The 26,979-nt window shown below is 48.2% G+C and carries 30 protein-coding genes; 23 read left to right on the top strand and 7 right to left on the bottom strand.

What is annotated here, in order from left to right; translation table 11 throughout:
• Window positions 1-74: 74 nt before the first annotated feature.
• Genes ttrA through ttrB form a run of 3 tightly spaced genes read right to left on the bottom strand, consistent with a single transcriptional unit; the run spans window position 75 to window position 4,887 of the window.
• Complete coding sequence (ttrA, locus tag ACH0VJ_RS02805) at window positions 75-3,137, bottom strand: tetrathionate reductase subunit TtrA (protein ID WP_000002357.1); 3,063 nt, start codon at window positions 3,135-3,137, stop codon at window positions 75-77.
• Window positions 3,130-4,152 (bottom strand): tetrathionate reductase subunit TtrC, encoded by a 1,023-nt coding sequence (gene ttrC, locus ACH0VJ_RS02800; protein WP_000149757.1) that lies wholly within the window; start codon window positions 4,150-4,152, stop codon window positions 3,130-3,132. The genes ttrA and ttrC overlap by 8 nt, the downstream gene beginning before the upstream one ends.
• The gene (gene ttrB / locus ACH0VJ_RS02795) at window positions 4,153-4,887 is read right to left on the bottom strand and encodes a tetrathionate reductase subunit TtrB (RefSeq protein ID WP_001523928.1); all 735 of its coding nucleotides are present in this window, start codon (window positions 4,885-4,887) and stop codon (window positions 4,153-4,155) included.
• A 181-nt stretch (window positions 4,888-5,068) separates the two neighbouring features.
• Between ttrB and ttrS the strand changes: the two genes are divergently transcribed.
• The 3 genes from ttrS (at window position 5,069) to fumD (ending at window position 7,752) form a co-directional block, all read left to right on the top strand.
• Window positions 5,069-6,847: a tetrathionate respiration histidine kinase TtrS gene (gene ttrS, locus ACH0VJ_RS02790; RefSeq protein WP_001214414.1), complete on the top strand. Its 1,779-nt coding sequence runs from the start codon at window positions 5,069-5,071 to the stop codon at window positions 6,845-6,847.
• Window positions 6,822-7,442 (top strand): tetrathionate respiration response regulator TtrR, encoded by a 621-nt coding sequence (gene ttrR, locus ACH0VJ_RS02785; protein WP_000190927.1) that lies wholly within the window; start codon window positions 6,822-6,824, stop codon window positions 7,440-7,442. The genes ttrS and ttrR overlap by 26 nt, the downstream gene beginning before the upstream one ends.
• Before the next feature lie 97 nt (window positions 7,443-7,539).
• Window positions 7,540-7,752: a fumarate hydratase FumD gene (gene fumD / locus ACH0VJ_RS02780; RefSeq protein WP_000165779.1), complete on the top strand. Its 213-nt coding sequence runs from the start codon at window positions 7,540-7,542 to the stop codon at window positions 7,750-7,752.
• 95 nt (window positions 7,753-7,847) lie between these two features.
• Here fumD and mlrB read toward each other — a convergent pair whose 3' ends face one another.
• From mlrB to ACH0VJ_RS02760, 4 genes are all read right to left on the bottom strand, one after another.
• Window positions 7,848-8,807 carry a transcriptional regulator MlrB gene (gene mlrB / locus ACH0VJ_RS02775; RefSeq protein ID WP_079833515.1) on the bottom strand — a complete coding sequence of 320 codons (960 nt, stop codon included), beginning with the start codon at window positions 8,805-8,807 and terminating at the stop codon, window positions 7,848-7,850.
• Window positions 8,808-8,979: 172 nt separating this feature from the next.
• Complete coding sequence (locus ACH0VJ_RS02770; RefSeq protein WP_000122321.1) at window positions 8,980-9,708, bottom strand: MerR family transcriptional regulator; 729 nt, start codon at window positions 9,706-9,708, stop codon at window positions 8,980-8,982.
• A gap of 178 nt (window positions 9,709-9,886) precedes the next feature.
• On the bottom strand, window positions 9,887-10,525 hold the full coding sequence (locus ACH0VJ_RS02765) for a two component system response regulator (protein ID WP_000666335.1): 639 nt from the start codon (window positions 10,523-10,525) through the stop codon (window positions 9,887-9,889).
• Between the two features lie 30 nt (window positions 10,526-10,555).
• On the bottom strand, window positions 10,556-13,318 hold the full coding sequence (locus ACH0VJ_RS02760; RefSeq protein ID WP_001050776.1) for a two component system sensor kinase: 2,763 nt from the start codon (window positions 13,316-13,318) through the stop codon (window positions 10,556-10,558).
• Window positions 13,319-13,718: 400 nt separating this feature from the next.
• On the opposite strand from ACH0VJ_RS02760, the gene spiC reads away from it, so the two are divergent.
• From spiC to ssaL, 20 genes are all read left to right on the top strand, one after another.
• Window positions 13,719-14,120 (top strand): SPI-2 type III secretion system protein SpiC, encoded by a 402-nt coding sequence (spiC, locus tag ACH0VJ_RS02755; RefSeq protein WP_001539910.1) that lies wholly within the window; start codon window positions 13,719-13,721, stop codon window positions 14,118-14,120.
• Window position 14,121: 1 nt separating this feature from the next.
• Window positions 14,122-15,615 carry an SPI-2 type III secretion system protein SpiA gene (gene spiA, locus ACH0VJ_RS02750; protein WP_000261292.1) on the top strand — a complete coding sequence of 498 codons (1,494 nt, stop codon included), beginning with the start codon at window positions 14,122-14,124 and terminating at the stop codon, window positions 15,613-15,615.
• The gene (gene ssaD, locus ACH0VJ_RS02745) at window positions 15,596-16,807 is read left to right on the top strand and encodes a SctD family type III secretion system inner membrane ring subunit SsaD (RefSeq protein ID WP_000323783.1); all 1,212 of its coding nucleotides are present in this window, start codon (window positions 15,596-15,598) and stop codon (window positions 16,805-16,807) included. The genes spiA and ssaD overlap by 20 nt, the downstream gene beginning before the upstream one ends.
• Before the next feature lie 7 nt (window positions 16,808-16,814).
• Window positions 16,815-17,057 (top strand): YscE family type III secretion system co-chaperone SsaE, encoded by a 243-nt coding sequence (gene ssaE, locus ACH0VJ_RS02740; RefSeq protein WP_000210201.1) that lies wholly within the window; start codon window positions 16,815-16,817, stop codon window positions 17,055-17,057.
• A gap of 263 nt (window positions 17,058-17,320) precedes the next feature.
• Window positions 17,321-17,647, top strand: a complete 327-nt coding sequence (gene sseA, locus ACH0VJ_RS02735; RefSeq protein WP_000972855.1) for an SPI-2 type III secretion system chaperone SseA — start codon at window positions 17,321-17,323, stop codon at window positions 17,645-17,647.
• A 6-nt stretch (window positions 17,648-17,653) separates the two neighbouring features.
• A complete protein-coding gene (sseB, locus tag ACH0VJ_RS02730) occupies window positions 17,654-18,244 on the top strand; it encodes an SPI-2 type III secretion system translocon protein SseB (RefSeq protein WP_000094435.1) in 591 nt (196 codons plus the stop codon).
• Window positions 18,241-18,714, top strand: a complete 474-nt coding sequence (gene sscA, locus ACH0VJ_RS02725; protein ID WP_000711026.1) for a SycD/LcrH family type III secretion system chaperone SscA — start codon at window positions 18,241-18,243, stop codon at window positions 18,712-18,714. The genes sseB and sscA overlap by 4 nt, the downstream gene beginning before the upstream one ends.
• Before the next feature lie 2 nt (window positions 18,715-18,716).
• Window positions 18,717-20,171, top strand: a complete 1,455-nt coding sequence (sseC, locus tag ACH0VJ_RS02720) for an SPI-2 type III secretion system translocon protein SseC (protein WP_001079751.1) — start codon at window positions 18,717-18,719, stop codon at window positions 20,169-20,171.
• A 15-nt stretch (window positions 20,172-20,186) separates the two neighbouring features.
• Window positions 20,187-20,774, top strand: coding sequence for an SPI-2 type III secretion system translocon protein SseD (gene sseD, locus ACH0VJ_RS02715; RefSeq protein ID WP_000388329.1), 588 nt, complete (start codon window positions 20,187-20,189; stop codon window positions 20,772-20,774).
• Between the two features lie 2 nt (window positions 20,775-20,776).
• Complete coding sequence (gene sseE / locus ACH0VJ_RS02710; RefSeq protein ID WP_000249606.1) at window positions 20,777-21,193, top strand: LcrR family type III secretion system chaperone SseE; 417 nt, start codon at window positions 20,777-20,779, stop codon at window positions 21,191-21,193.
• Window positions 21,194-21,244: 51 nt separating this feature from the next.
• Window positions 21,245-21,679 (top strand): SycD/LcrH family type III secretion system chaperone SscB, encoded by a 435-nt coding sequence (sscB, locus tag ACH0VJ_RS02705; RefSeq protein WP_000979963.1) that lies wholly within the window; start codon window positions 21,245-21,247, stop codon window positions 21,677-21,679.
• Window positions 21,680-21,694: 15 nt separating this feature from the next.
• Complete coding sequence (gene sseF, locus ACH0VJ_RS02700; protein WP_000690710.1) at window positions 21,695-22,477, top strand: type III secretion systems effector SseF; 783 nt, start codon at window positions 21,695-21,697, stop codon at window positions 22,475-22,477.
• Entirely contained in the window at window positions 22,474-23,163 is a 690-nt protein-coding gene (gene sseG / locus ACH0VJ_RS02695) for a pathogenicity island 2 effector protein SseG (RefSeq protein ID WP_000805834.1), read from the top strand. The genes sseF and sseG overlap by 4 nt, the downstream gene beginning before the upstream one ends.
• A 93-nt stretch (window positions 23,164-23,256) precedes the next feature.
• Window positions 23,257-23,472, top strand: a complete 216-nt coding sequence (gene ssaG / locus ACH0VJ_RS02690; protein WP_000350226.1) for a type III secretion system needle filament protein SsaG — start codon at window positions 23,257-23,259, stop codon at window positions 23,470-23,472.
• On the top strand, window positions 23,450-23,740 hold the full coding sequence (locus ACH0VJ_RS02685) for an EscG/YscG/SsaH family type III secretion system needle protein co-chaperone (RefSeq protein WP_000444713.1): 291 nt from the start codon (window positions 23,450-23,452) through the stop codon (window positions 23,738-23,740). Before ssaG ends, ACH0VJ_RS02685 begins: the two co-directional genes overlap by 23 nt.
• Before the next feature lie 11 nt (window positions 23,741-23,751).
• On the top strand, window positions 23,752-24,000 hold the full coding sequence (gene ssaI, locus ACH0VJ_RS02680; protein ID WP_001682378.1) for a SctI family type III secretion system inner rod subunit SsaI: 249 nt from the start codon (window positions 23,752-23,754) through the stop codon (window positions 23,998-24,000).
• On the top strand, window positions 23,997-24,746 hold the full coding sequence (gene ssaJ, locus ACH0VJ_RS02675; RefSeq protein WP_000862878.1) for an SPI-2 type III secretion system apparatus lipoprotein SsaJ: 750 nt from the start codon (window positions 23,997-23,999) through the stop codon (window positions 24,744-24,746). Before ssaI ends, ssaJ begins: the two co-directional genes overlap by 4 nt.
• 17 nt (window positions 24,747-24,763) lie before the next feature.
• Entirely contained in the window at window positions 24,764-25,312 is a 549-nt protein-coding gene (locus ACH0VJ_RS02670; RefSeq protein ID WP_001531605.1) for a type III secretion system domain-containing protein, read from the top strand.
• A complete protein-coding gene (gene ssaK, locus ACH0VJ_RS02665; protein WP_000011212.1) occupies window positions 25,309-25,983 on the top strand; it encodes an SPI-2 type III secretion system apparatus protein SsaK in 675 nt (224 codons plus the stop codon). The genes ACH0VJ_RS02670 and ssaK overlap by 4 nt, the downstream gene beginning before the upstream one ends.
• Window positions 25,949-26,965, top strand: coding sequence for an SPI-2 type III secretion system apparatus protein SsaL (ssaL, locus tag ACH0VJ_RS02660; protein WP_000238876.1), 1,017 nt, complete (start codon window positions 25,949-25,951; stop codon window positions 26,963-26,965). The genes ssaK and ssaL overlap by 35 nt, the downstream gene beginning before the upstream one ends.
• Window positions 26,966-26,979 lie beyond the last annotated feature (14 nt).

Here is a 26,979-nt window from a genome sequence, read left to right as displayed (position 1 = left end):
TGCAGCCGGACAGCGTTCGCTTATCAGTCGCTACCCTCGACGAAATAAGACGATATCGCTCTCCGGCCCGGGGGTTATATACGCTCGATTTTTGCCGGCAGCCCCTGACGTACTGCCGCGCCAGAAACCCAGTCGAGCCAGGTGTTGGTAATGGTTCTTGTCGGATCGGCAAAGCCCAGATCGTTAAGATTTATGCCTGCCCTGATTTGTGGATCATACGGCATAGGCACGCCATCCAGAGAGTGCTGCGTTGCGCCCATCTCGCGGTGGCCATATCCGTGTTCGATGGCGATGACGCCTGGCATCACGCCATTTAACAAACTGATTTGCGCCACGACCTGACCGCCCGGCGTAATGATCCGTACCCGATCGCCATGTTGCAGTCCATAACGCTCGCCGTCTTGCGGATTCAGCGCCACCAGGTTTGCTGGCTTCACATGGTGTAAGCGCGGGATGACGGCTGTTGAGCTGGACATGGTATTTGATTTAAATGAAATCAGTTTCAGCGGCCATTGCCCAATGGGAAACTGGTCGTCAATCGCACGACCATCTGACAAACGCGCCGGATACCAGACCGGGCAACCGCTGAAACGCTCCCCGGTGATGGCGTGACGGTGGGCGGCGACATCTGCATTCCAGATCTGTAAGGGTTTTTTCCACGCGTTACCTAACCGTTGCTCCGTATAGCCGCTATCCTCGGGCGCAAACCGGCCGCCACGCGAGTAGATAAACGCCACGCGACCGACCTCATCAGCTTTAAGCGTGTGCTGAATTGCTGGCAGAATGCGGCTGACGCCGGTAAGCGAAATATCTTCCTGATTTGCCGGCGCGACCGGCGTCTTGCCCATAAAGGCGATATTAGCGGCTACGCGCAGATAGAAATCTTCCGCCCGGTTCAGTGGAAAAGCATTGCCCTGCGGATCGGTTATCGCCCGGTCGCCGAAGCCGGGCAGACGGAGCCGTTTTGCTACCGCAATACAAAATGCTTCCATTGAGACAGGTTGCCCGTCCGCCGTTCGGTGAGTGGCGGGGGCGACAACCGGCCAGCGGGCGGTAGTGGCTTTACTGGCTACGCCGCCCCAGGGTGCCGTAAAGCCCCAGCTCTCAAAATTGTGCGTATCCGGCACAATGTAATCCGCCAGCGCCGTCGTTTCATTCATAAAGGCGTCAATCGCGATAAAGAGCGGCAGTCGGCGGGGGTCTTTTAGCTTTTCTTCCGCCACGGCGCGTAGACCGGGAACACCGTAAAACGGGTTGCTCATATTGGAAATCCAGGCTTTAAGCGGATAAGGATAGCCTTCGAGCGCGGAGGTCAACAGTTCGGTAAGCTGGCCTGCCACAAAGGGATACCACGGCGCTTTGGCTGGATAAGGGGATTGCCCGCCGGCAATTTTGTCGCGGTATTCTTCCGATGCTTCATAAGCGGTTTTGCTACGGGCAATACTTAACCCGGACGGTTTCACTTTTCCGGCAAAACTGTTCATGTTGTAGCGGGGGCCGTCGCTAACGCCGTTGAATTTGCCGCCGCCGACAAAGACGCCGCCGGACAAGCTGAGGTTGCCGATCAGCGCGTTAAGCATCATGACCGACCAGGCGTTATAAAACCCATTGCCGGCCATCATGCCGCCGTGACTGATGACCGCAGCTTTACGTCCGTGACTGGTAAAGGTTTCCGCCAGCGCGATAATTTGCGCTTCCGGCACGCCGCACTGTTCGCTGTATTGCGCCAACGAGAGCTTTTCTGCCGCCTCTTTCAAGCGTTGCAACCCGCTCTTCACCGTGACCCGCTGGCCGTCGGCGAGCGTAACGTACTGCGTCACGAAAAGCCGTGCCTGTCGGCAAGCGGATGCATCGACCAACTCGCCGTCGGTATTCAGTACGACAGGGGTCTCTTCGCCATCGGGCGTAAGATGGCGCAGCGTCAGGTGTTGTCCGGCAAGCGTCGGCAGTTCATCCGCAATGACCAGGTGCGTGGCGTTGGTCCAACTTTGCTCGCCGGCCTGCTGCATCGCCTGTACGCCGGGAATCGCCAGATAATCAGCATTATAACGTTGATTATCCATGATCCAGCGGATCATCCCCATTGCCAGCGCCGAATCGCTGCCGGGCATGACCGGTTGCCAGCGACCGCGAGGATCGGCGAGCACCGTTGATAAGGGGAGGGCGGGGGCGACCACGACGTATTGAAAATTCTCACGCAGCCGGGCGCTCGCCAACTGACGCGCCTGGCGTTTAAAGGGATTACCGGACTGTGCCGGGGAGGTGCCCATAAAGAGCGCAAACTCCACGTTTTCCCAGTCGGGTTTGACATGCGGGTTTTTATCCAGATCGCCCATCAGCGCCCCGGAGCCGGCCCGGTAAGCTAGTCCACAGTAGGCGCCATGCGCGCCGAAATTCTTGCTGCCGAAGCTATTTAGCGCAAAACGACGCAGAAACGCATCGCGGCCTTCGTCGCTGGTATTCGTGACCAATAACTGATTGGTTTTGGGCCCGAAACTGGGATGCTTTGCGTCAATTGGCGTATCCGGCGCATGAATAGCGCGCAGTCCGTCCACATGACCTTCGCCAAACAGATCGCCGCCTTCCACGACTTCTTCAATAAGCTGCTCAAAGCTGATGCGCTGCCATTTCCCTTCGCCGCGTTTACCCACGCGTTTCATTGGTTCAAGCAGTCGCAGCGGACTGTACAGGCTTTCCAGCAGCGTGGCGCCGCGCGCGCAGGCGGTTGAGCGGGCGTCAAGACCGCTTTCTCCCGCCAGTTGCTCCATGGCTTCGCTAAAAGGGACGGACGAGTCAATCGGGTGTTCCTGCGACAAGGGGTGATAGGGATTGCCGGCGATGCGTATCACTTTGCCATCGGCATTAACCCGGGCGCGGATACCGCACTGTGTCCAACAGCCGAAGCATTGCGTCATGGCGATGGTTTGTTGTGGATTTTGCTGCCAGTGCGTTTGCGCCTGCGCCTCCGGAATTAACGCATTGCCAAAGATGCGGTCGCGCGTTACCTTGCCGGACGTCCCGTTTAACAGGCCATCAATTGCGCGTTTCGCCACATCACGGTAGCTCAGACCAAAAGTGACCATCCCACCGACGGCGAGACCGACTTTTAGCCACTGACGACGGGTTAAATTAGCCATGTTGTAATCTCCTGGTGAGTCCGTTCAGCGTTTCACGAATAATAATCAGTAGCGCTATCCACAGGCCGAAGGTGCCGAGAATAGCCAGCCAGCCATCCGTTCCGCCTGGTAACGAGTAAGGGTTAAATTGCGCGTTGAACTTGGGTACGGTTTGTACCTGAATCAACAATGTCCAGCGCATCAGCCAACATAGCGCCAGCGCGCTCAGAACCAGCAGGACGCGTCTTAGCTGCGATAACGGATGACGTAGCGCCAGGCTACAGAACAGCAGCGTGAATACCCACAGAGCTAGCCAGCCGACAGCGTAATATTTGGCTGACAGGGCGACGGTAATCCACTGACGGATTGCCGTGCCGGAAAGCGTATCGCCGCTGACCCACATGGCCACCACCAGCCCCAGCGCCGCCAGCGTCCAGATTTGTCCCCACAATATTTTTGGCAGCCTTACCGAGTCGCGTCGGGCGGCGACAATCATCAGCGCGAAGAACGCCTGTAAGGCGCTAAGAAACATCGCCACGGGGAAGGCGTAGCTAAACCAGATTGGGCGCGCCAGCACAACGGAGACTTCGCGGCCGGTATAAATCAACAGGCCCACCGCGCAAAGCGCGCTGGCTAACGCCAACCATTTTGTGACGTTGTAACTTTTATTGAATAATCGTTTTATTTGCTGCGCCAGGAACCACAGAGCGAGAAATCCGGTAAACAGCGGCAGGAATAACGCTCCCCAGGGCATCCACGACCAGGGCGTCGGCCAGGCATAGAAATGCCAGACGCGGGCGGTCTGGTGCAGATCCGCCGTCAGCGCCAGCGGTGCGGTAATCGCACAGGTAATGGCAATCAGTAATGCCCGATTTTCTTCTGTTGCGGCGTCTTTTTTCCGCCAGTGAAGATAACAGGCAAACAGTGCGGCGCAGGCGGCAATGCCAATAAAAAAGAAATATTGTACCGCCCACGGCAGCCAGCTAATGTCCTGCGGGTGAGCCAGCACTTCTTCAATGATGAGTGAATGCGTCATTCAGACCTCCTGCCAAAGCGCGGGCTGCGCACGGCCCATTAATGGGGTGACAAAGGCGTCGTCCAGACCCAGGTAGAAAACATGGGGCGACGTGCCGTTTTCCGGCTTTAATACCTTGATAGCGTCGCGATGCTGATGAAGCATGGTGGCGATGCGGCTATGGGGATCTTTGATATCGCCAATAATACGCGCGCCGCCGACGCAGGACTCTACGCAAGCGGGTAACAGTCCGGCTTCCAGACGATGGACGCAAAACGTGCATTTATCGGCAGTTTGCGTTTCATGATTGATAAATCGGGCGTCGTAAGGACACGCCTGGACACAATAGGCGCAGCCGACGCAGCGTTTGTTATCCACCACCACAATGCCATCTTCCCGCTGAAAGGTGGCTTGTACCGGGCAGACCGGCACACAGGGGGGGTTATCGCAATGGTTGCACAGACGCGGCAACAGCACATTCGTGACTTCCTGACTACCTTCACGCTGGACCTGGTATTGGTTCACCGTCGTACGAAACGCGCCTTGCGGCGTTTGGTTTTCAATAGTGCAACTTACGGTACAGGACTGACAGCCGATACAACGCCGCAGGTCGATAAGCATGGCGTAACGGTGTCGGGGAGAGCCTTCATGCCGCTCCGGCGAAAAAGGAAATTTCGCTTCAGCCAGCGGAACCAGCGAGGCGCCAGCGGTCAGGACGCCGAGCTGCTGGAGAAATTGCCGTTTACTGCTGTCCATATTGACTCCCGTCCACATTGCCAACAATGAAACATTTGTCACGATGTTGGTTCATGTGTAATGAATAAAAAATGTTGATGATTTACAGTGTAAAAATCGAGACGGGGTGTGCTCTATTGTGGTTAACCACATACCCGGCTTGTTGTTGATCTAAAACAACATAATTGACAGGGATATTGGGGTGAGAGGTAAAACCGTAAGGCGCCTGGCGGTGTTGGCGGCAGTAGGGCTACTTTGTCATGGCGCGTGGGCAGGGACGTGGAATATCGGTATTTTGGCCATGCGCGGCGAGGCGTCTACGCGTAGCCACTGGCAACCGTTGGCAAAGACATTAAGCCAACAGCTTCCAGGCGAAACCTTTCATATCCAGCCGCTGGATCTGCATCAAATGCAGGAAGCCGTTAACCAGGGAACCGTGCAGTTTGTGATAACCAACCCGGCGCAATTTGTCCAACTGAACAGCCATGCGCCGCTGCGCTGGTTAGCTTCCCTGCGTTCCACGCGCGATGGGAAAGCGGTGAGTAATGTTATTGGCAGCGTGATTTTGACCCGGCGCGATAGCGGCATCACCACGGCGCATGATCTCATCGGTAAGACAGTCGGCGCGATTGATGCTCAGGCGTTTGGCGGCTATTTATTAGGCTATAAAGCGCTCAGCGACGCGGGCTTACGCCCGGAGCGCGATTTTCATCTTCGTTTTACCGGATTTCCTGGCGATGCCTTAGTCTATATGCTGCGCGAAAAAGCGGTGCAGGCGGCAATTGTGCCAGTGTGCCTGTTAGAAAATATGGATCAGGAAGGATTGATTAATAAAAAGGACTTTATCGCGCTGCTTTCCCGACCGACGCCACTGCCTTGCTTAACCAGTACGCCGTTATATCCTGACTGGTCGTTCGCGGCGCTACCTGCGGTAAGCGATGCGCTGGCGGATCGCGTAACGCGAGCGCTATTCAACGCGCCCGCCGCCGCGTCATTTCACTGGGGCGCGCCAGCGTCGACCAGTCAGGTGGAAGCTTTGCTGCGTGATGTTCGTCAGCACCCTCAGCAGCGTCGACTGTGGCTGGATGTCAAAAGTTGGTTAATCCAGCACCAGCTAATGGTTGGCGGCGTGATTCTGGCGTTCCTGTTGCTCACGCTCAATTATATTTGGGTCATGCTGCTGGTGCGTCGACGTGGAAAGCAACTGGAACGTAATAGCGTAGTTCTTCATCAGCATGAGCGGGCGCTGGAAACCGCCCGGCAAATGAGCGTGTTGGGTGAAATGACCTCCGGGTTTGCCCATGAGCTTAATCAGCCGCTTTCCGCGATTCGACATTATGCCCAGGGGTGCCTGATTCGACTGCGCGCTGCAGATGAACAGCATCCCTTGCTGCCGGCGCTGGAGCAGATTGACCAGCAGGCGCAACGCGGTGCGGATACTCTGCGTAACCTGCGTCACTGGGTCAGCCAGGCGCAGGGCAACCCGGTGCTAACCGAAGCGTGGAAGGCCATAGCCATTCGCGAGGCGATTGATCATGTCTGGCAATTGTTGCGTATGGCGCAACAGTTTCCGACAGTGACTCTGCATACCGAGGTTAGCGCTGCGCTGCGCGTAACGCTGCCGTCAGTGCTGCTGGAACAGGTGCTGGCGAATATCATTCTTAATGCGGCTCAGGCGGGCGCCACCCATTTATGGGTCGTTGCTGAACGCACTGAACACGGCATCAGTATCGCTTTACAGGATAACGCCGGGGGAATCGATGAGGCGCTATTACGTCAGGCGTTTCAGCCGTTTATGACCACCCGCAAAGAGGGGATGGGCTTAGGGCTGGCGATTTGCCAGCGGCTGGTGCGGTATGGGCGGGGCGATATCAGCATCAGGAACCAGACCGCGCCGGACGGTCTGTCGGGAACGGTGGTCACGATACATTTCTTACATGAAAATGGGGGCAGGGATGGCGACAATTCATCTACTGGATGATGATACGGCGGTCACTAACGCGTGCGCGTTTTTACTGGAAAGTCTGGGATATGACGTAAAATGCTGGACGCAGGGGGCGGATTTTTTGGCGCAGGCCAGTCTGTATCAGGCCGGGGTCGTATTACTGGATATGCGAATGCCGGTACTGGATGGGCAGGGCGTTCATGATGCGTTGCGCCAGTGCGGAAGTACCCTGGCGGTTGTTTTTCTTACCGGGCATGGCGATGTACCGATGGCCGTGGAGCAGATGAAACGCGGCGCCGTCGATTTTCTGCAAAAACCGGTATCGGTAAAACCGCTACAGGCGGCGCTGGAGCGTGCGCTGACGGTTTCATCGGCAGCGGTGGCGCGTCGTGAGATTATACTGTGTTACCAGCAGTTGACGCCGAAAGAGCGTGAGCTGGCCAGCCTGGTGGCAAAAGGATTTATGAACCGTGAAATTGCGGAAGCGATGAATATCGCGGTGCGTACCGTAGAGGTGCACCGCGCCAGAGTCATGGAAAAAATGCAGGCCGGTAGCCTGGCGGAACTGATTAGGCGTTTCGAAAAAATGGCCTCGCCAGAGACCAGAATACGAACAACGTATGAGCCATGAATAATAAACTGCGTTATTTCTTTGATTTGCATCAAATTTTGTTTAATTGAGAAGACTGTTATATTCTGTTGGTTTGAGCTGGCGACGAGTAAAACGTATGACAAAACCGACAAAAGATGACGAACTGTACCGCGAGATGTGCCGGGTGGTGGGCAAGGTCGTGCTGGAAATGCGCGATCTGGGGCAGGAGCCTAAATATATTGTTATTGCGGGCGTGTTAAGAACCGCGCTGGCGAATCAACGCATCCAACGTAGCGCGTTAGAAAAACAGGCGATGGAAACCGTGATTAACGCTCTGGCGCGGTCATAGCCGCTATCAGGGGGGCAATAACGAAATCGCCTTTGAATCGTCGCGATTGTCACCATGGCGGGCGGGTTGCCCGCCGTTAGCGATGCGCAGGGTTATCAGGTGATGGCTAAGCGCAGCCCTAATGTATCAGGGTACGGCTCAAAATAATTCTGGCTGCGTAGATAGTCATCCGGATGTTCCGCCAGATAGTGCTTCAGCAGCGTTAACGGTGCCAGGATAGGTAGTCGGCCCGCCCGGTAGCCGAGAATCACCTCGCGTAATTCCGCGCGTTGCCTGCTGTTCAACGCGCGGTGAAAATAGCCCTGGATATGCATCAGCACATTGGTGTGATTTTTACGTGAAGCGGGGTGGCGCAGGATAGCCATCAGTTTTTCTCTGTATCGGACAAAGAAGGCATCCAGATCGTCCCACTCATGCAGACGCGCGACGAAAGGGCCAATTTCGCGGTAGCCGGCCTGGTGGTGGGCGAGAAGCTGAAGTTTGTATCGGCTATGAAACGCGAGCAAACTGTGACGACTCAAGCCCTGCGCGCGTAGCGCATTTAATTCATGTAGCGCGAAGATACGTGCGATGAAATTCTCGCGTAGTACCGGATCGTGCAGGCGACCATCTTCCTCTATCGGCAGCCAGGGATATTTGTCCATCATCGCGGCGGTAAACAGCCCCGTGCCAGCTTTGCGGCCCCTGTTACCCTTTTCATCATACAGGCGAACGCGCTCCATTCCGCAACTGGGCGATTTTGCACACGCAATAAACCCCGCCAGTTCGCCTATTGTTGGCAGAAACCGATCAGCAAAGGCATTCATTCGCTCGGTGACGTCATCGTGCGGGGCATGGCTATAGCGCATCCGAATGTCGCCACAGGTCGTCTGGATAAGACGCAGCGCAGGGCGGGGCACGGGCAGGCCGATCGCCACCTCCGGGCAGATCGGTTTGTAGGCCACCCACGGCGCCAGAGAGTTCATGACAAAATCCATACGCTTATGTCCGCCATCAAAGCGTACCGTGGCGCCAGTCAGACATCCGCTAATGCCGACTACGGGTTTGTTATTCATGATTCCCCCTTATTGAAAGTACGACGACTGACGCCAATGGCGCAAAATGTTATCTCACGCTGATTTAAAACTTACACAACTTTGTTTTTTTGTCTAAGTTTTCGCGGAGATTTTTTTTGACGTAATTAAATATCAATAAGATAGAATGAGGGGAATAAATCTATTTCAGCGCCTATAGTGTGATAACCTCCAGCGAAGCGACCACGTTGCGCCACTGGGCAAGCTGTTTTTTCTGCCCGGCAGTGAGCTTTCCGGTGGTCACCAGGAACCATTTTCTCTGGGCGAACAGCTCGGGCGCCAGCACGACTGGGGGAGAGGGAAGCACATTGAGCCGCAGCTCTTGTCCGGTACGAGTCAACGCTTCCAGCCAGATTTCACAGTGATCCGAGAGATGCCATCCGCTAATAAAGGCATTGTTGCCAGGCGCTTTTCTGTCGCCTTCAAGGCAAAAAGAGGTGTAGGCAATAATGATGCCATCCAGTATTTCGCGCAGCGTCATCACGGCGGGAAGGTGCGCGGACACTTTGCTGCGCAACGGACGCAATAAATGGGTCACCAGTTCTGCGCGAGGATATTCCCGGCCACAGTCATAAATCAACTGCCGCAGCGCGTCAATTCGCCCTTCGTGGAGATGTTGGAGCATCGTCTCCTGGATCGTTATCCAGTTATCGCCCAGGCGAATGACCGGACGCGACAGTAAGGGTTTGACCTGGCTTATCGGTACGCCTTTTCTCACCCAGTCGAGGATGCTAAGCGCTTGTCGAATATCGTCATCGCTGTATAAGCGATGCCCGCCATCAGTACGCTGCGGTTTCAATAAACCATAGCGTCGCTGCCATGCCCTTAGCGTGGCGGCATTGATACCGCATAGTCTGGCAAATTCGCCTATAGAATACGACATGGTAAAGCCCGTTAAATAAGGGGATTCTACTATATCATGATCAAATGAAGACTAAGGTAGTGATAAATGGTGCGGCATACCAGGGCATCCGTATGGATTTTGTCGATGATGAGCAATACTGCGTGGCGTAAGGCTCATCAAAATATGACCAATGCTTAATATCATCGGACGCCCCTGGTTAATACTCTATTAACCTCATTCTTCGGGCACAGTTAAGTAACTCTGTCACTTTATGAACCTGTAGCTTTCTCATCATATTCATCCGGTGTGTTTCGACGGTTTTTATACTGATATGTAGCTTTTCGCTGATCCCATGATTGGTATACCCCTCGTCAATAAGTTTAAGAACCTGACGCTCGCGCAAAGTAAGCAGTTGATGATTGGTCGTGTCAGCGTTTAATTCAGCCAGGATAGCTTCCCGATTCAACGTTGGGTCAATGTAACGCTTGTTTACTGCTACTGTTTGCAATGCCGCTAACAGAACTTGCTGACTACTGCTTTTTAAAACATAGCCATTAGCACCTGCGGCTAAAGTTTTAATGGTCATATACTCTTGTTGGTATGCTGTGTAAACCAGAATATTCATTGCTGGCCAACGCTGATGTAATTGAGGAATGATATCCAGGCCATTGATGCCAGGTAAGCTAAGATCAAGGATAAGTATGTCAGGCTCGTATGCGCAACAGGCATTATAAACCTCAAGACCATTTTTAACATGCTCTACAATTTTAAAATGAGGCCAGGGTAATAAGGCATTCATAATGCCGTTAATGATGATTTCATGATCGTCTACTAATAAGATCTTATATTCTTTCATTTTGCTGCCCTCGCGAAAATTAAGATAATATTAAGTAATGGTGTAGTTTTTGAAGATCATACGTATTTTCTGGCGTAAGTCGGTTAGTTCCTCCAGCGCGATGATTTTCCCCATTTTTACGCGATTCTCAATGTCTATGACATAGCATACCAATTCAGTCTGCCCTATTTGACCTAAACAGCCTTTTAATGTGTGAATTAACTGATCGATTTTTTGTCCAGCCGATACGGCATTTTCAATATCAGCCAGCAAGAGGTCCAGTGATTGGAAAATCTTGCTATTAATGACCATATCATCTGTCGCCAGTAGCGCTGAGCAGCGACTTGGATCCTGCTCCTGTAGCTCTATATTTCGTAAAAGTTGGTATTCTGCGGCAATACTGATATAGCGAGCTAAGGTAGCCAATGTCACTGGTTTGGTAATGTAATGATGAATCCCATTTTTTTTACAACGATGAATATCTTCTGTCGCTACGCTAGCGGATAGCGCCACAAACATGCAGTCAGGATCTAAATTATTCGGCTCATCATGCCATAATTGTACACATTCAATACCATCTATTTCTGGCATTCTAATGTCAATCAGTACTAAATCGAATCGCTGCTGTTGTGATAAAGTCAGAGCCTCGTTACTACTGGCGGCAATAGTGACGTGTTGGCCCAGGCTGACAAGCATTTTGCCGATGATATCCCGATTAATATCGGCATCATCAACCAAAAGAATCTGCAACTGCCAGGGTGGTAACAAATTATTTATTACTGGCATATTTGGTGTACACAATATTAACTGTTGCGCCAGGTCGTAGAGTTTTCCGGGGAAATACAAAAGCTCTGCGTTGAGAAGCGCATTTTGCTGGTGGGGTGGTTCACCGCGTATTCCCCAGCAAGCCAGTTGCCGATGCAGGCAGAACGGCGCTGATAGTGTCCCTTTAATTGGTTGAGGCGGCTGGTATTCTTGTAAGGGTAATACTAGCGAGACACAGGTTCCAACCCCGGGGACACTTTTTAGTGTCAGATTACCTCCCATCATTTTAGCCAGGCTTGACGCAATAGTCAGTCCAATTCCTGTACCTTGCGAATTTGTGTCTGCTTGATAAAAAGCAGTAAAGATTTGAGACTGCTGCTGTATTTCAATCCCTTTACCGCTATCGCTAACCAGAAATATTAATTGTTCCTCATGACGCTTGACCGTCAGACGTATCCCTCCGGTTTCGGTAAATTTTACCGCGTTCCCGAGTAAATTAACCAAAATTTGCCGTAAACGGATACTGTCGGTATGAAAATAGAGGGGGACATGTTGACCGACAAAAGTACGTAATGACAGTTTTTTGCTTTGCGCCGGCCCCTGGATGGTTTGCATTGCCTGGTCCAGTAACGGCAGTAACGCTGTTTCTTCCATATGTAATGTGAAATGACCAGACTCGATGCGTGAAAAATCCAGCAGATTATTAATAATAGCTAACAAAGACAGTGTACAATTTCTGGCGGTATCAGCTAATCCTTGCTGCTCTATGTTTAAAGGGGTGGTTTGTAATAATTCAATCGCACCGAGTACGCCATTCATCGGAGTACGTAACTCATGACTTATTACCGTAAGATGAATGCTTTTACGTTTGTTAGCTCGCTCAGCGCGTTTTTTTGCTTCATTTAGCGCCTGGGTGCGCTCTGCGACTTTGTTTTCCAGATTGTCGTATTGGACTTGTAGAGTATCAAGCAGTTGGTTAAAAGCACCGGCAATACTATCTAATTCATCCAGTCGTTGTGCTGGTAAACGTGTGCTCAGCGGTGCAGTTGCGGTTTTATTAATGACATCGACAAAACGCCATAACGGTTTGGCCAGTGAGCGATGTAGTAACCAGCAAAAAGCCGACGTCATCAACACCAATGCTGTTAATGTAAAGGGGATTTGTTGAAGGATAATTTTTAAGATGCGATTATGTAGATTACCGTATGGGTACAGCGTAACCAGACTCCATCCGGGGCCATGCAAGGTTGTGCGTAATATCAGAAATCCGGGAATTTGCTGCCATCCATCATGCAGCGTTACATTTTCTAACTGTGTACGTATTTTTTGCGGGATGTATGAAAACGGCAATAAGTGGTTGTTTTGATCCAGCCATACTCGAATACTATCATCTAATGGCAGGTGGCTCTTAGTAATGAGATCGGGAAGTTTAACCGTCACCCCAAAAAATACGCCTTGCTGATCGGCAACCGCAACGGAAGCGTGCCATCCTTTGCCGTTTATGTATTCTGGTTCACTCCAGTAAAACCCGGCATGGGTTGGGTATAAAGGAAAGCTTTTTCGCGTTAAAGGCTGTAGAGTTGAATAATCTGAAGGGTTATCAGTAGATAATAACGAAATCTCATTTTTATGATTAAGAATAAAACTATCGCGACGAAAGCTATTTTCATCGATATCAGAGGACTGCAGAAAGAGACGGTGCTTCTCTCCGTTTAGCGTCGGCGTGCAATTTGAAGGTCCGACAGATAGATGCCGGCTCACCTCAGGGAAAATATCGTTATGATGAATCTCAGTCGCTAATGAGCATTGATACATTAAATTTTTAGCGTCACGTTCAGCCTCTTCAAACCGTTGATTGCTTAGTACAATATTCATCTCGGATAGAACGGATAAATCCTCTATTATATGCTGCCGTTTCTGAACCATTGATATATAAGCTGCGGTAAGCACAGATAGCAGCCAAATAATTATTGTTGTTAATAAAAATAAAAAAGTTAGCCTGATTACTAAAGATGTTTGCAGCGTATTCTTGAGATTGAGCAAATTCATAATGCTTCCCTCCAGTTGCCTGTTGCAAAATCTTTGGCACTTGATCACTATCGCAGTACATATAGTTTCATCAGAAGATTAATCGATGGTGTTATCATTAGGAAGATAAATTTCTTCATATATAACCCAGTCGATGACTACAATTACTTTTTAATAAGATGGCGATGTAAAAACATCGTAACAGTTTATTTAATAAATAATTTTTCAAATTGTAATTTTTTATGTCAATGCTGAAAGTGTAATTGTGAATTTATCGGAAAATCCGAATGATAGAATCGCCTGTGACAAGGTATATGTAGACAGCATCCTGATATTGTACAAGAAGAGTATAGTCGAAATAAATGTGAATCAGGCTTTTTACGGATGTGGTTGTGAGCGAATTTGATAGAAACTCCCATTTATGTCTGAGGAGGGATTCATGCTGGCAGTTTTAAAAGGCATTCCATTAATTCAGGATATCAGGGCCGAAGGTAATAGCCGATCCTGGATAATGACTATTGATGGGCATCCTGCCAGAGGAGAAATCTTCTCAGAAGCATTTTCTATTTCTTTGTTCTTAAATGACCTGGAAAGCTTACCTAAGCCTTGTCTTGCCTATGTGACACTACTGCTTGCAGCACACCCGGACGTCCATGATTATGCTATACAGCTCACAGCGGATGGGGGATGGTTAAACGGTTATTATACCACAAGTAGTAGCTCTGAGCTTATTGCTATTGAGATAGAAAAACACCTGGCTTTAGCTTGCATTTTAAAAAATGTAATACGCAATCACCATAAACTTTATTCGGGTGGGGTATAAAATGGTAGTAAATAAACGTTTAATCTTAATTTTACTATTTATACTCAATACAGTAAAGAGTGATGAGTTATCATGGAAAGGTAATGACTTCACCCTTTATGCCAGACAAATGCCATTAGCAGAGGTTTTACATCTGCTCTCAGAGAACTATGATACGGCTATTACTATTAGCCCATTGATAACAGCTACATTTAGTGGAAAAATTCCGCCTGGACCACCAGTCGATATTTTGAATAACCTGGCAGCACAATATGATTTGCTTACCTGGTTTGATGGCAGCATGTTATATGTATATCCTGCATCGTTATTAAAACATCAGGTTATCACTTTCAATATTTTATCTACTGGACGGTTCATTCATTACTTACGCAGCCAGAATATCCTTTCATCACCGGGATGCGAGGTTAAAGAAATTACCGGTACCAGAGCTGTGGAGGTGAGCGGTGTTCCCAGCTGTCTGACTCGTATTAGTCAATTAGCTTCCGTGCTGGATAATGCGTTAATCAAACGAAAAGACAGTGCGGTGAGTGTAAGTATATACACGCTTAAGTATGCCACTGCGATGGATACCCAATACCAATATCGCGATCAGTCCGTCGTGGTTCCAGGGGTCGTGAGTGTATTGCGTGAGATGAGTAAAACCAGCGTACCGGCGTCATCGACGACCAATGGTTCACCCGCTACACAGGCATTGCCCATGTTTGCTGCCGACCCACGCCAGAATGCAGTGATCGTTCGTGATTATGCGGCCAATATGGCCGGGTATCGGAAACTCATCACAGAATTAGATCAACGCCAGCAGATGATAGAGATTTCGGTGAAAATTATCGATGTTAATGCTGGAGATATTAACCAGTTAGGCATCGACTGGGGAACGGCAGTGTCGCTGGGTGGCAAGAAAATTGCGTTCAATACAGGTTTGAATGACGGTGGTGCTAGTGGTTTTTCAACGGTAATCAGCGATACCTCAAACTTTATGGTGCGTTTGAATGCCCTGGAAAAAAGCTCTCAGGCTTATGTACTTTCCCAGCCATCTGTGGTGACTTTAAATAATATCCAGGCTGTGCTAGATAAAAATATTACTTTCTATACCAAACTGCAGGGAGAAAAAGTGGCTAAACTTGAATCCATCACTACGGGTTCTTTGTTACGCGTTACACCTCGCTTGTTAAATGACAATGGCACGCAAAAAATAATGCTTAATCTTAATATTCAGGATGGACAACAAAGTGATACGCAAAGCGAAACAGACCCGCTGCCCGAAGTGCAAAATTCTGAAATTGCTTCGCAGGCCACATTATTGGCCGGACAAAGTCTATTGCTGGGAGGGTTTAAACAAGGTAAACAAATCCACTCGCAAAACAAAATCCCTTTATTGGGCGATATTCCTGTTGTAGGTCATTTGTTTCGCAATGATACGACTCAAGTACATAGTGTAATCAGGCTTTTTTTGATTAAAGCCTCAGTAGTAAATAATGGCATATCTCATGGTTAATCCAAAGAGTTCCTGGAAAATACGTTTTTTAGGTCACGTTTTACAAGGCCGGGAAGTATGGCTGAATGAAGGTAACCTGTCACTGGGGGAGAAGGGATGCGATATTTGTATTCCGCTGGCTATAAATGAAAAAATTATTCTGAGAGAACAGGCAGATAGTTTATTTGTTGATGCCGGGAAAGCCAGAGTTAGAGTTAATGGTCGCAGATTTAATCCAAATAAGCCGCTACCATCCAGTGGGGTTTTGCAGGTTGCGGGAGTGGCTATCGCGTTTGGTAAACAGGATTGTGAACTTGCTGATTATCAAATACCCGTTTCCAGATCAGGGTACTGGTGGTTGGCTGGCGTATTCTTGATTTTCATCGGTGGAATGGGTGTCCTGTTAAGTATTAGTGGTCAGCCTGAAACGGTAAATGACTTACCTTTGCGGGTTAAGTTTTTATTAGACAAAAGCAATATTCATTATGTGCGGGCGCAATGGAAAGAAGATGGAAGCCTGCAGTTGTCCGGTTATTGCTCGTCAAGCGAACAGATGCAAAAGGTGAGAGCGACTCTCGAATCATGGGGGGTCATGTATCGGGATGGTGTAATCTGTGATGACTTATTGATACGAGAGGTGCAGGATGTTTTGATAAAAATGGGTTACCCGCATGCTGAAGTATCCAGCGAAGGGCCGGGGAGCGTGTTAATTCATGATGATATACAAATGGATCAGCAATGGCGTAAGGTTCAACCATTACTTGCAGATATTCCCGGGTTATTGCACTGGCAGATTAGTCACTCTCATCAGTCTCAGGGGGATGATATTATTTCTGCGATAATAGAGAACGGTTTAGTGGGGCTTGTCAATGTTACGCCAATGCGGCGCTCTTTTGTTATCAGTGGTGTACTGGATGAATCTCATCAACGCATTTTGCAAGAAACGTTAGCAGCATTAAAGAAAAAGGACCCCGCTCTTTCTTTAATTTATCAGGATATTGCGCCTTCTCATGATGAAAGCAAGTATCTGCCCGCGCCAGTGGCTGGCTTTGTACAGAGTCGCCATGGTAATTACTTATTACTGACGAATAAAGAGCGTTTACGTGTAGGGGCATTGTTACCCAATGGAGGAGAAATTGTCCATCTGAGTGCCGATGTGGTAACGATTAAACATCATGATACTTTGATTAACTATCCATTAGATTTTAAGTGAGTGGAAAATGACAACTCTGACCCGGTTAGAAGATTTGCTGCTTCATTCGCGTGAAGAGGCCAAAGGCATAATTTTACAATTAAGGGCTGCCCGGAAACAGTTAGAAGAGAACAACGGTAAGTTAAAGGATCCGCAGCAATATCAGCAAAACACCTTATTGCTTGAAGCGATCGAGCAGGCCGAAAATATCATCAACATTATTTATTATCGTTACCATAACAGCGCACTTGTAGTGAGTGAGCAAGAGTAAAGTAAAAATATCTTAGAGCCTATCCCACCAGGCGTTAATTGGCGCAGCCAGCCTGGACACGGACAGCGTGCAAAAACCGCAGCGTACACGTAGCACGTGAGGTTTGACTCGCTACGCTCGCCCTTCGGGCCGCCGCTAGCGGCGTTCAAAACGCTAACGCGTTTTGGCGAGCACTGCCCAGGACCAAAATGGCAAGTAAAATAGCCCTAATGGGATAGGCTCTTAGTTAGCACGTTAATTATCTATCGTGTATATGGAGGGGAATGATGATAAAGAAAAAGGCTGCGTTTAGTGAATATCGTGATTTAGAGCAAAGTTACATGCAGCTAAATCACTGTCTTAAAAAATTTCACCAAATCCGGGCTAAGGTGAGTCAACAGCTTGCTGAAAGGGCAGAGAGCCCCAAAAAGAGCAGAGAGACAGAGAGTATTCTTCATAACCTATTTCCACAAGGCGTTGCCGGGGTTAACCAGGAGGCCGAGAAGGATTTAAAGAAAATAGTAAGTTTGTTTAAACAACTTGAAGTACGACTGAAACAACTTAATGCTCAAGCCCCGGTGGAGATACCGTCAGGAAAAACAAAAAGGTAAAGCATAATGTCTTCAGGAAACATCTTATGGGGAAGTCAAAACCCTATTGTGTTTAAAAATAGCTTCGGCGTCAGTAACACTGATACAGGAAGTCAGGATGACTTATCTCAGCAAAATCCGTTTGCCGAAGGGTATGGTGTTTTGCTTATTCTCCTTATGGTTATTCAGGCTATCGCAAACGATAAATTTATTGAAGTCCAGAAGAACGCTGAACGTGCCAGAAATACCCAGGAAAAGTCAAATGAGATGGATGAGGTGATTGCTAAAGCAGCCAAAGGGGATGCTAAAACCAAAGAGGAGGTGCCTGAGGACGTAATTAAATACATGCGCGATAATGGTATTCTCATCGATGGTATGACCATTGATGAATATATGGCTAAATATGGCGATCATGGGAAGCTGGATAAAGGTGGTCTACAGGCGGTCAAAGCGGCTTTGGATAATGACGCCAACCGGAATACCGATCTTATGAGTCAGGGGCAGATAACAATTCAAAAAATGTCTCAGGAGCTTAACGCTGTCCTTACCCAACTGACAGGGCTTATCAGTAAGTGGGGGGAAATTTCCAGTATGATAGCGCAGAAAACGTACTCATGAAAAAAGACCCGACCCTACAACAGGCACATGACACGATGCGGTTTTTCCGGCGTGGCGGCTCGCTGCGTATGTTGTTGGATGACGATGTTACACAGCCGCTTAATACTCTGTATCGCTATGCCATGCAGCTTATGGAGGTAAAAGAGTTCGCCGGCGCAGCGCGACTTTTTCAATTGTTGACGATATATGATGCCTGGTCATTTGACTACTGGTTTAGGTTAGGGGAATGCTGCCAGGCTCAAAAACATTGGGGGGAAGCGATATACGCTTATGGACGCGCGGCACAAATTAAGATTGATGCGCCGCAGGCGCCATGGGCCGCAGCGGAATGCTATCTCGCGTGTGATAACGTCTATTATGCAATCAAAGCGTTAAAGGCCGTGGTGCGTATTTGCGGCGAGGTCAGTGAACATCAAATTCTCCGACAGCGTGCAGAAAAGATGTTACAGCAACTTTCTGACAGGAGCTAAAAATGAATCGAATTCACAGTAATAGCGATAGCGCCGCAGGAGTAACCGCCTTAACACATCATCACTTAAGCAATGTCAGTTGCGTTTCCTCGGGTTCGCTGGGAAAGCGCCAGCATCGTGTGAATTCTACTTTTGGCGATGGCAACGCCGCGTGTCTGCTATCCGGGAAAATTAGTCTTCAGGAGGCAAGCAATGCGTTGAAGCAACTGCTTGATGCCGTACCCGGAAATCATAAGCGTCCATCATTGCCTGACTTTTTGCAGACCAATCCCGCGGTTTTATCAATGTTGATGACGACATTAATACTCAGCGTTTTTGGTAATAACGCTCAATCGTTATGCCAACAGCTTGAGCGGGCAACTGAGGTGCAAAATGCATTACGTGATAAGCAGGTAAAGGAGTATCAGGAGCAGATCCAGAAAGCGATAGAGCAGGAGGATAAAGCGCGTAAAGCGGGCATTTTTGGCGCTATTTTTGACTGGATTACCGGCATATTTGAAACCGTGATTGGCGCCTTAAAAGTTGTGGAAGGTTTTCTGTCCGGTAATCCCGCAGAAATGGCTAGCGGCGTAGCTTATATGGCCGCAGGTTGTGCAGGAATGGTTAAAGCCGGAGCCGAAACGGCAATGATGTGCGGTGCTGACCACGATACCTGTCAGGCGATTATTGACGTGACAAGTAAGATTCAATTTGGTTGTGAAGCCGTCGCGCTGGCACTGGATGTTTTCCAGATTGGCCGTGCTTTTATGGCGACGAGAGGTTTATCTGGCGCAGCTGCAAAAGTGCTTGACTCCGGTTTTGGCGAGGAAATGGTTGAGCGTATGGTAGGTGCAGGGGAAGCAGAAATAGAGGCGTTGGCTGAAAAGTTTGGCGAAGAAGTGAGCGAAAGTTTTTCCAAACAATTTGAGCCGCTTGAACGTGAAATGGCTATGGCGAATGAGATGGCAGAGGAGGCTGCCGAGTTTTCTCGTAACGTAGAAAATAATATGACGCGAAGCGCGGGAAAAAGCTTTACGAAAGAGGGGGTGAAAGCCATGGCAAAAGAAGCGGCAAAAGAAGCCCTGGAAAAATGTGTGCAAGAAGGGGAAAAGTTTCTGTTAAAAAATTTTCGTAATAAAGTTCTCTTCAATATGTTCAAAAAAATCCTGTATGCCTTACTGAGGGATTGTTCATTTAAAGGCTTACAGGCTATCAGATGTGCAACCGAGGGTGCCAATCAGATGAATACTGGCATGGTTAACACAGAAAAAGCGAAGCTTGAAAAGAAAATAGAGCAATTAATAACTCAGCAACGGTTTCTGGATTTCATAATGCAACAAACGGATGACCAAAAAAAGATAGAACAAAAACGCTTAGAGGAGCTTTATAAGGGTAGCGGTGCCGCGCTTAGAGATGTATTAGATACCATTGATCACTATAGTAGCGTTCAGGCGAGAATAGCTGGCTGGCGCGCTTAATCTGAGGATAAAAATATGGAAGCGAGTAACGTAGCACTGGTATTACCAGCGCCTTCCTTGTTAACGCCTTCTTCCACTCCATCTCCCTCCGGGGAGGGAATGGGTACTGAATCAATGCTTCTGTTATTTGATGATATCTGGATGAAGCTAATGGAGCTTGCCAAAAAGCTGCGCGATATCATGCGCAGCTATAACGTAGAAAAACAACGACTGTCCTGGGAACTGCAAGTCAATGTTTTGCAGACGCAAATGAAAACAATTGATCAAGCGTTTAAAGCATCAATGATTACTGCGGGTGGCGCCATGTTGTCGGGAGTGCTGACGATAGGATTAGGGGCTGTAGGCGGGGAAACCGGTCTTATAGCGGGTCAAGCCGTAGGACACACCGCTGGGGGAGTCATGGGCCTGGGGGCCGGTGTAGCGCAACGTCAAAGTGATCAAGATAAAGCGATTGCCGACCTGCAACAAAATGGGGCCCAATCTTATAATAAATCCCTGACGGACATTATGGAGAAAGCAACTGAAATTATGCAGCAAATCATCGGCGTGGGGTCGTCACTGGTCACGGTTCTTGCTGAAATACTCCGGGCATTAACGAGGTAAATATGGTGCAAGAAATAGAGCAATGGTTGCGTCGGCATCAGGTGTTTACTGAGCCTGCATATTTAGGGGAGACCGCCATATTACTTGGGCAGCAGTTTATATTATCGCCTTACCTGGTGATCTATCGTATTGAGGCAAAAGAAATGATTATTTGTGAGTTTAGACGCCTGACGCCCGGGCAACCTCGACCACAGCAATTGTTTCACTTACTGGGACTTTTACGCGGGATATTTGTGCATCACCCGCAGTTAACATGTTTAAAGATGTTGATAATCACCGACGTTCTGGATGAAAAAAAAGCCATGCTACGCAGGAAATTATTGCGCATCCTGACAGTAATGGGAGCGACCTTTACACAGCTTGATGGCGATAACTGGACAGTTTTATCCGCCGAGCATCTTATCCAGCGACGTTTTTAAATGACCTTCCTGACGTAAATCATTATCACGTGAAAATAACAATCAATAGGTATGATGATGAAAGAAGATCAGAAAAATAAAATACCCGAAGACATTCTGAAACAGCTATTATCCGTTGATCCGGAAACCGTTTATGCCAGTGGTTACGCCTCATGGCAGGAGGGGGATTATTCGCGCGCCGTAATCGATTTTAGTTGGCTGGTGATGGCCCAGCCATGGAGTTGGCGTGCCCATATTGCATTGGCTGGCACCTGGATGATGCTTAAAGAATACACGACGGCCATTAATTTCTATGGACATGCCTTGATGCTGGATGCCAGCCATCCAGAACCGGTTTACCAAACGGGCGTCTGTCTCAAAATGATGGGGGAACCCGGGTTGGCGAGAGAGGCTTTTCAAACCGCAATCAAGATGAGTTATGCGGATGCCTCATGGAGTGAGATTCGCCAGAATGCGCAAATAATGGTTGATACTCTTATTGCTTAAATAACAGAACGAAATATGAAAATTCATATTCCGTCAGCGGCAAGTAATATAGTCGATGGTAATAGTCCTCCTTCCGATATACAAGCGAAGGAGGTATCGTTTCCTCCCCCTGAAATTCCAGCGCCTGGCACCCCCGCAGCCCCTGTGCTGCTTACGCCTGAACAAATAAGGCAGCAGAGGGATTATGCTATACATTTTATGCAATACACTATTCGTGCGCTGGGTGCGACAGTCGTGTTTGGGTTATCGGTTGCTGCAGCGGTAATTTCTGGCGGGGCAGGATTACCCATTGCTATTCTTGCGGGGGCGGCGCTCGTGATTGCTATTGGGGATGCTTGCTGTGCGTATCATAATTATCAATTGATATGTCAGCAAAAGGAGCCGTTACAAACCGCCAGTGATAGCGTTGCTCTTGTGGTCAGTGCGCTGGCCTTAAAATGTGGGGCAAGTCTTAACTGCGCTAACACCCTTGCTAATTGTCTTTCTTTATTAATACGTTCAGGAATCGCTATTTCTATGTTGGTTTTACCCCTACAGTTTCCACTGCCCGCCGCTGAAAATATAGCGGCCTCTTTGGATATGGGGAGTGTAATTACCTCCGTTAGCCTGACGGCGATAGGTGCGGTACTGGATTATTGCTTTGCCCGCCCCTCTGGCGACGATCAGGAAAATTCTGTTGATGAACTTCATGCCGATCCCAGTGCGTTATTGGCGGAACAAATGGCAGCGCTCTGTCAATCTGCTACTGCACCTGCATTAATGGACAGTTCTGGTCATACATCTCGGGGAGAACCATGAAACCTGTTAGCCCAAATGCTCAGGTAGCAGGGCAACGTCCTGTTAACGCGCCTGAGGAATCACCTCCATGTCCCTCATTGCCACATCCGGAAACCAATATGGAGAGTGGTAGAATAGGTCCTCAACAAGGAAAAGAGCGGTTATTGGCCGGACTTGCGAAACGAGTGATAGAGTGTTTTCCAAAAGAAATTTTTAGTTGGCAAACGGTTATTTTGGGCGGACAGATTTTATGCTGTTCCGCTGGAATAGCATTAACAGTGCTAAGTGGTGGAGGCGCGCCGCTCGTAGCCCTGGCAGGGATTGGCCTTGCTATTGCCATCGCGGATGTCGCCTGTCTTATCTACCATCATAAACATCATTTGCCTATGGCTCACGACAGTATAGGCAATGCCGTTTTTTATATTGCTAATTGTTTCGCCAATGAACGCAAAAGTATGGCGATTGCTAAAGCCGTCTCCCTGGGCGGTAGATTAGCCTTAACCGCGACGGTAATGACGCATTCATACTGGAGTGGTAGTTTGGGACTACAGCCTCATTTATTAGAGCGTCTTAATGATATTACCTATGGACTAATGAGTTTTACTCGCTTCGGTATGGATGGGATGGCAATGACCGGTATGCAGGTCAGCAGCCCATTATATCGTTTGCTGGCTCAGGTAACGCCAGAACAACGTGCGCCGGAGTAATCGTTTTCAGGTATATACCGGATGTTCATTGCTTTCTAAATTTTGCTATGTTGCCAGTATCCTTACGATGTATTTATTTTAAGGAAAAGCATTATGGATATTGCACAATTAGTGGATATGCTCTCCCACATGGCGCACCAGGCAGGCCAGGCCATTAATGACAAAATGAATGGTAATGATTTGCTCAACCCAGAATCGATGATTAAAGCGCAATTTGCCTTACAGCAGTATTCTACATTTATTAATTACGAAAGTTCACTGATCAAAATGATCAAGGATATGCTTAGTGGAATCATTGCTAAAATCTGAAGTTATTAGCGACGATGTTCGACGGTTACTGCTGGAAATCATGTTTGCGGGCGTTAACCATAGCCTGATTTCCCAGGTACATGCGATGTTACCAGCGCTAACGGTTATTGTTCCGGATAAAAAATTACAGTTGGTATGTCTGGCATTATTGTTGGCGGGTTTAAATGAGCCGCTAAAAGCCGCGAAAATTTTATCGGATATAGATTTGCCAGAGGCTATGGCGCTGCGTCTGTTATTTCCTGCACCAAATGAGGGGTTTGAAAATTGAATATTTCTGATATGAGCGTAGTGCCTGTAAGCACTCAATCTTATGTAAAGTCCTCTGCAGAACCGAGCCAGGAGCAAATTAATTTTTTTGAACAATTGCTGAAAGATGAAGCATCCACCAGTAACTCCAGTGCTTTATTACCGCAGGTTATGTTGACCAGACAAATGGATTATATGCAGTTAACGGTAGGCGTCGATTATCTTGCCAGAATATCAGGCGCAGCATCGCAAGCGCTTAATAAGCTGGATAACATGGCATGAAGGTTCATCGTATAGTATTTCTTACTGTCCTTACGTTCTTTCTTACGGCATGTGATGTGGATCTTTATCGCTCATTGCCAGAGGATGAGGCGAATCAAATGCTGGCATTACTTATGCAGCATCATATTGATGCGGAAAAAAAACAGGAAGAGGACGGTGTTACCTTACGTGTCGAGCAGTCGCAGTTTATTAATGCGGTTGAGCTACTTAGACTTAACGGTTATCCGCATCGTCAGTTTACAACGGCGGATAAGATGTTTCCGGCTAATCAGTTAGTGGTATCACCCCAGGAAGAACAGCAGAAGATTAATTTTTTAAAAGAACAAAGAATTGAAGGAATGCTGAGTCAGATGGAGGGCGTGATTAATGCAAAAGTGACCATTGCGCTACCGACTTATGATGAGGGAAGTAACGCTTCTCCGAGCTCAGTTGCCGTATTTATAAAATATTCACCTCAGGTCAATATGGAGGCCTTTCGGGTAAAAATTAAAGATTTAATAGAGATGTCAATCCCTGGGTTGCAATACAGTAAGATTAGTATCTTGATGCAGCCTGCTGAATTCAGAATGGTACCTGATGTACCCGCGAGACAAACATTCTGGATTATGGACGTGATCAACGCCAATAAAGGGAAGGTGGAGAAGTGGTTGATGAAATACCCTTATCAGTTGATGTTATCGTTGACAGGACTGTTATTAGGAGTGGGCATCCTGATCGGCTATTTTTGCCTGAGACGCCGTTTTTGAGCCGACCTGATCCCGAGGTGTTGCAACTTTATCGTTATTTCTGGCAACCTGCTCGTTACGCTGTACCGGAATGGCTGGATAAGCTGGGTTTTCATCCTTCAAACTGCTGGCGTTATGGCGATCGGCCCGAGTTGGATCGTCTTCTTGACAGAGCGTTAAATAGACTAAGAGGAAGCTCTGTTATTCCAGCCTGTTTAAATGACAGGCAAAAACGGCAGGTTCGTCTTGCGCCGCGTATATCGGCATTTGCCTTTGGGCTGGGATTATTCAAACTCAGGTGTAGTGACTATTTTATGCTACCAGAGTATCGGCAATTGCTTCTACAGTGGTTTAGCGAGGATGAGATCTGGCAGCTATATGGTTGGTTGGGGCAAAGAGATGGCAAATTACTTCCTCCGCAAGTGATGCAACAAACTGCATTGCAGATCGGTACCGCCATTCTTAATCGGGAAGCGCATGACGATGCGGTTTTACATGCGCTATTAGTATTATTACCCCCTCCGCAGCGTATACTTTGGCCGAAGACTTCTCTTACCGAGATTATCTTCATGGAGCATTTGCTATGAGTTTTACTTCACTTCCTCTGACGGAAATTAACCATAAGCTACCCGCTCGAAATATTATTGAGTCACAGTGGATAACATTACAATTAACTTTATTTGCGCAAGAGCAACAAGCTAAGAGCGTTTCACATGCTATTGTGAGCTCCGCTTACCGTAAGGCTGAAAAAATCATCCGAGACGCCTATCGTTATCAGCGTGAACAGAAAGTTGAGCAGCAACAAGAACTAGCGTGCTTGCGTAAAAATACGCTGGAAAAAATGGAAGTGGAATGGCTGGAACAGCATGTAAAACATTTACAAGACGATGAAAATCAATTTCGTTCATTGGTCGATCACGCAGCGCATCATATTAAAAATAGTATAGAACAGGTTCTGTTGGCCTGGTTCGACCAACAGTCGGTAGACAGTGTTATGTGCCATCGTCTGGCACGCCAGGCCACGGCTATGGCGGAAGAGGGAGCGCTTTATTTGCGTATTCATCCTGAAAAAGAGGCATTGATGCGTGAAACTTTTGGCAAGCGGTTTACGTTGATTATCGAGCCTGGTTTCTCTCCCGATCAGGCTGAACTTTCCTCAACACGATATGCCGTTGAGTTTTCACTTTCTCGTCATTTCAACGCGTTACTGAAATGGTTACGTAATGGTGAAGATAAAAGAGGTCGCGATGAATATTAAAATTAATGAGATAAAAATGACGCCCCCTACAGCATTTACCCCTGGCCAGGTTATAGAGGAACAAGAGGTTATTTCGCCTTCAATGTTAGCTCTCCAGGAGTTACAGGAAACGACGGGGGCAGCGCTCTATGAGACGATGGAAGAAATAGGAATGGCGCTGAGTGGTAAACTGCGCGAAAATTATAAATTCACTGATGCTGAGAAACTGGAGCGCAGACAGCAGGCTTTGCTGCGTTTGATAAAACAAATACAGGAGGATAATGGGGCAACGTTGCGTCCGCTTACCGAAGAGAATAGTGATCCTGATTTACAGAATGCGTATCAAATTATCGCTCTTGCAATGGCGCTTACTGCCGGCGGGTTGTCAAAAAAGAAAAAACGCGATTTGCAATCGCAACTGGATACGCTTACAGCGGAGGAGGGATGGGAACTTGCCGTTTTTAGTTTACTGGAACTTGGCGAAGTGGATACCGCTACGCTGTCCTCTCTGAAACGTTTTATGCAACAGGCGATAGACAACGATGAAATGCCCTTATCGCAGTGGTTCAGACGCGTGGCAGACTGGCCGGATCGCTGTGAACGGGTCCGTATTTTGCTAAGAGCCATAGCCTTTGAACTTAGCATATGCATCGAACCTTCGGAGCAAAGTCGTTTGGCCGCAGCATTAGTACGTTTGCGTCGTTTGCTGTTATTCCTTGGCCTTGAAAAAGAGTGCCAGCGTGAGGAGTGGATTTGCCAGTTGCCGCCTAATACATTACTGCCGCTACTACTCGATATCATTTGTGAGCGCTGGCTTTTCAGTGATTGGTTGCTTGATAGACTTACCGCTATAGTTTCTTCATCGAAGATGTTCAATCGGTTACTCCAACAACTTGATGCGCAGTTTATGCTGATACCCGATAACTGTTTTAACGACGAAGATCAACGTGAACAAATTCTCGAAACGCTTCGTGAAGTAAAGATAAATCAGGTTTTATTCTGATACCTGGCTTTCAA

The sequence above is a fragment of the Salmonella sp. 2020_1459 genome (assembly GCF_043847915.1).
Lineage (GTDB): Bacteria > Pseudomonadota > Gammaproteobacteria > Enterobacterales > Enterobacteriaceae > Salmonella > Salmonella enterica.
This window is presented reverse-complemented; position numbering and strand designations above follow the sequence as displayed.